The sequence below is a fragment of the Desulfotomaculum sp. genome (assembly GCA_003513005.1).
In the GTDB taxonomy this organism is placed as follows: domain Bacteria; phylum Bacillota; class Desulfotomaculia; order Desulfotomaculales; family Nap2-2B; genus 46-80.
On sequence record DOTD01000088.1, the window covers coordinates 1 to 4,814 of the forward strand.

General features: G+C 47.8%; 3 protein-coding genes. 1 reads left to right on the plus strand and 2 read right to left on the minus strand.

Features of this window, described 5'->3' with window-relative positions; translation table 11 throughout:
* The coding region (locus tag DEH07_11480) for an ISAzo13 family transposase (GenBank protein ID HBY05104.1) at positions 1-180 on the plus strand (180 nt) is incomplete at its 5' end.
* A gap of 110 nt (positions 181-290) precedes the next feature.
* Here the strand turns inward: DEH07_11480 and DEH07_11485 are convergent.
* Positions 291-1,106, minus strand: coding sequence for a (4Fe-4S)-binding protein (locus tag DEH07_11485; protein ID HBY05105.1), 816 nt, complete (start codon positions 1,104-1,106; stop codon positions 291-293).
* Positions 1,107-1,119: 13 nt separating this feature from the next.
* Positions 1,120-4,185, minus strand: a complete 3,066-nt coding sequence (fdnG, locus tag DEH07_11490) for a formate dehydrogenase-N subunit alpha (protein ID HBY05106.1) — start codon at positions 4,183-4,185, stop codon at positions 1,120-1,122.
* Positions 4,186-4,814: the final 629 nt, after the last annotated feature.

A 4,814-nucleotide genomic window follows, 5' to 3' on the forward strand; every position in this document is an offset into this window, starting at 1 on the left:
GTCAGCCTCATCGCCAACCCTACCACCGCCGCCGGCCTTGAGGTGAGGCGTCAACTCGATAACAACGAGTACCCGACCGGCGTGCGGGTGTCCGATGCCGAACTTAACACTGTGCGCTTGGAGCGCTCCGAGTTCCATGGTGATTGGAATTACGCAATACACCCTCAAGAGCAGTTATGAGTTATTTTGTTACGGATCCTAAAGCCATTAAAATATATCTTGTGGTTGTGAGCCGGAATGTCCACTTTCCAAAACGCCAGATTTTATAATTCACCTAAACGAGCACCTCCTTATTCCTCGTCTTGGACAGGCGCATACATTTCTTCCTCATGATGAACTTCGGCCCGTCTTTTGTTATAAGTATATAATGCAGTCAGGATTGCTCCCCAGCCCACAAAAATCCAGGGAGTCCACTTGAGGATATCCCATGAATATAGAGGAATCGGTTTTTCGGAAACATCTGTTTTGAAACCAATTTCCTCAAAGGGAACGTCGGAGATATACATCCAGGAAGTGCCCCCGTATTCTTTTTCACCATAAACATGTTTAATGTAGTTGGGGTTACTGTCAATTCTTTGATGAGCCTCGGCAAGTATTTCTTCTTTTTCTCCAAATTGCAGGGCGCCGGTCGGGCATGTTGTCACACAGGCGGGCTTGTCTCCTTCCTTCATGCGGTCGTAACAGAACTTACACTTGCGGACGAAGGGGAAAGCTTTGTCCCATTCAAACTTCGGCACTGAAAACGGACAGGCAATCATGCAGTAACGGCAGCCGACGCAGTAATCCTGGTTTAATTCGGTTGGCTTGTAAATTACGGCGCCTTCTTTTGTCTTCACAAAAGAATGGGTAAAGCAGGCTGATTCACAGGCCGGCTCTTCACAATGCATGCACTGTCTCTTAACAAAACGCCATTTCAACTGGCCCTCTTTTTCAATCAGGTGGTAGCCTACCCGCGTCCAATTGGTGGCAGTCATATCAGGGGGGTTATCCCAACTGTTGCTGAATATGGTTGGCGTGGCGGGCAAATCGTTCCATGATTTGCAGGCGACCTGACAGCTTCTGCAGCCAATGCAGCGGGTCACATCCACTAGGACACCTTTGGGCATTTTTGCACCTCCATTATGCCTTTCTTATATTGCAAAGGAAGGCTTTATATTCTGGAATATTTGTATTCGCATCACCAATACAGGGTGTTAAATCATTAACTGAGGCTCCGGGCGCCAGACCAGCATAACCCCAGTGGATAGGCATGCAAATAATTTCTATCATGCTGCCGTTTATTTTTAACGGTTGTATAATAGGCATGACATTGGCCTTGCATTCAATTTCACCGCGGGCGCTGCTTACAAGAACATCGTCGCCGGCCTTGATGCCGAGTTTTTTAGCCAGTCCCGGAGAGATTGTGGCAAACATTTCAGGCATCAGTTCTACCAGCCAGGGGCAATTTCTGGTCACGGCGCCGCTCTGATAATGTTCGATCAACCGATGTGTTGTAGCAATGTAGGGGAACTCCTTGCTCCCTGTTTCAGCCAGTTTGCTGAAGTTCCCTTTGTATTTGGTGGCCAGCGGATTGTTTTGCTGTTTGCCGATCAGGTTCTTGACAGGGCTTTCCACCGGCTCATAATGTTCTGTTAAAGGACCTTCCTTCATTCCTGGAGCAAACAGTCTTCCTACGCCTTCAGGGACCATAATATAGGGCGCCTTGGCGGTTTTCTCTGGCGGGGTCGGCTCTTTGGTCTTGGCGTCTTTGAAACCGAAATCAGGCACGTCGTTGGTTACCCATTTTGCGCCGTCCCACTGGACCAGTACTCTTTCCGGATTCCAGGGCTGGCCCGCCGGGTCGCATGAACAGCGGTTATAAATGATGCGACGGTTCAAAGGCCAGGCAAAGGTCCATTTGGGATAAAGCCCCAGGCCGCTTTTGTCTGTGGGAATTCTTCTCTGGCAGGCGGGAACCTTGGCGTCGGGATCCTCCGCCCAGTAACCGGCATAAATCCATAATCCGCAGGCTGTAGCGCCGTCATCAGTCAGTTTGGCGAAAGTCTCCAGAGGCTTTCCGTCAGCTATGGTATAACCGTTGATTTCTATGCCTACTTTGTTAATATCCGGTTCGTCCATTCCGGGGGTGTCATAGTTCCAGACCATTTTCATGATCGGATCTGTGAAAACGCCACCGGATTGGTATTCCTTTCGGATTGCTTTAAAAAGACGATCGGCGATCCAGAGGTCGCTTTCAGCCGCGCCGGGAGGGTCGACAGCCTTCCAGCGGAACTGAAGCCAGCGGCCGCTGTTTGCTACCGTGCCTTCCTTCTCGTAAGAAAAAGCCGCCGGCAGCATAAAGACTTCCGTCTTAATGTCGGCGGGGTTTACACCGGGTCGTTTCCAGAACGTTGCCGTTTCTGTCGGGAACAGATCAACGGAAACCATCCAGTCCAGCTTTTCCATGGCCTTGCGTTCAGCCGAAGCCAGCGGCCCGCCTACAGCAGGGTTCTGTCCCCAGGCAAAAAAGCCTTTGATGACTCCTTCGTCCATTTTTTCGAAGATAGCCATGTGCGAATGATCTTTTCCGTCCAGTTTCGGCAGCCAGTCATAGCAGAAATCATTTTCTTTGGCGGCCGCCTCGCCATACCAGGCTTTCAGCATGCTGATCAAAAACTTGGGCTTATTTGACCAGTAGCTTGTCTTCGGGGTTTCTACCTTGATATATTCTTCAAGAGTGGGATGCTTGGGCGCAACGGGGCAGTTAAGGTAACCGGGTAAATAATGATAAAGCATAGCCATGTCGGTTGAACCCTGCACGTTTGATTCGCCGCGCTGGGCGTTTACCCCTCCACCGGCGATTCCTATATTGCCGAGCAGCAGCTGGACCATGGCCGTTCCCCGGACATTCTGAGCGCCGTAGCTGTGCTGGGTAATTCCCATGGCGTAGATAACATTACCTGCCTTATCCCGTTTTCCGGTGGCGCCGAATGCATCGTATGCTTCACGCAGAAGGCTTTCCGGAGCGCCGGTTATTTTGCTGACCGTGTTTAAGTCATAACGGGACATATGCTGCTTCAAAATCTGGAATACACACCTGGGGTCCTGCAAAGTCGGGTCTTTTTTGATCTCGTCTCCGTCTTTCTGATAGTCCCATTTTTTGCTGTCATAAGTAAATTTACCGTCTTTAACCTCCGCTCCCGAGAAAAGCCCTTCTTCATAAGCATAGTCAGGGCTGACCAGGCAGGAAGCGTTGGTATAATTTAAAACATAGTCGTAGAAGAAAAGGTTGTTTTCAATAACATAGTTCATCATGCCGTTGAGGAAAGCTATGTCTGTTCCCGGACGTATACGCACATGGATATCCGACTTGGAAGCGGTCTTCGTAAACCTTGGGTCTACGACGATGATCTTTGCGCCCTTCAATTTTGCGGCTCCTATCCAGCGCATCGCCTGGGGGTGGTTTTCAGCGGGGTTGGCGCCGATGATCAAAAAAGCGCCGGAGTTTCGATAATCAATGAAATGATTCGTCATCGCGCCCCTGCCGAAAGAGTTGGCCAGACCGGGCACTGTGCTTGAGTGACAGAGACGGGCGTGATGGTCCATATTAACTGTCCCAAGCGCACGGTGTATTTTATGGAGCAGATAATTCTCCTCGTTGTCCAGGGAAGCGCTGCCCAGGTGGCCGATGGCTTCAGCGCGGTTAACCGTAACCCCTTTGTCGTCTTTTAATTCAAAGCTTGCGTCACGGGTCTTTTTAACCCTCTTGGCAATTTCCGAAAAAGCCCAATCCCAATCTTTTACCTCCCAATCGCTGCTTCCCGGCGCCCGGTAAAGCACGTCCGTTACCCGGTTCTTGTTGGGAACACGTTTATCTACCTTTTCTACGATGGTGTGGGCGTCCGAAATGCCGCTTCCTTTGGGGCATAAGGAGCCGACGTTGATGGGGTTATCCGGATCGCCTTCAATATGGGTTATTGAATTGTCTTCCGAATAAATAACAATACCGCATCCGCAGCCGCAATATGAGCAGACAGTTGGAGTCTCTTTGGCTCTTTTTAATTTTGAAGGGGGAACGTCAAAACTGGGATGTTCCCCGCCGCTTGCAATAGCCGGGACGGCTGCCGCTCCTTCAAACAAAGCTGTCCCGGCCGTGCCTAGTCCTAAATACTTTAGAAAATCACGACGGCTAAGATCTTTTTTCATTTTTTTGTGCATTAAACCTCCTTTTTAGACACCCATTTTTGATAAGCTTGATTTTAAAGATAATTACTCTACTTTTTAATATTCTTTCTACTGCCATATAAACCTCTTATTATAGCAATAGAATATAATTATGTTTAGCGATTTAATAATTAACTTTATTGATAATTATTAATATGTAGCCCAGCAGGGAGGTTACAAGCGCTGCACGGGCTATTACGCATATTTCCCCTTATGTAAAACGTGGAGGAACAAGTTACCAACCATACAACTTTAATCAGTAAGATTAATAAGGAATTTTAATGACAGAAGCAGAAAAGCTATCCCTTGTTGGCGCTAACGGGAGAGAGCTTTTTCTTCATTTGTCCAGGGTAGGATTGTATTGAATCTGTTTTCTGGTAATTTTAAGGTTACTATTCACAGTCCTATTTAATTTACATTCATGACATAGAATGTTCTTTATCAAATAAATAACATCACCTATTCAATAGAGAAAAGGATAAAAGCGCGGCAAACGCAACATCAAAAGAAATAAATGCCGCGCTTTTTTTGATTAAAATTTTTTAAAAAAGCAGGACTCCAACCATCCGATGTCGAATATTGCATTATGAAAATCGCGGTGGAAGGAAATT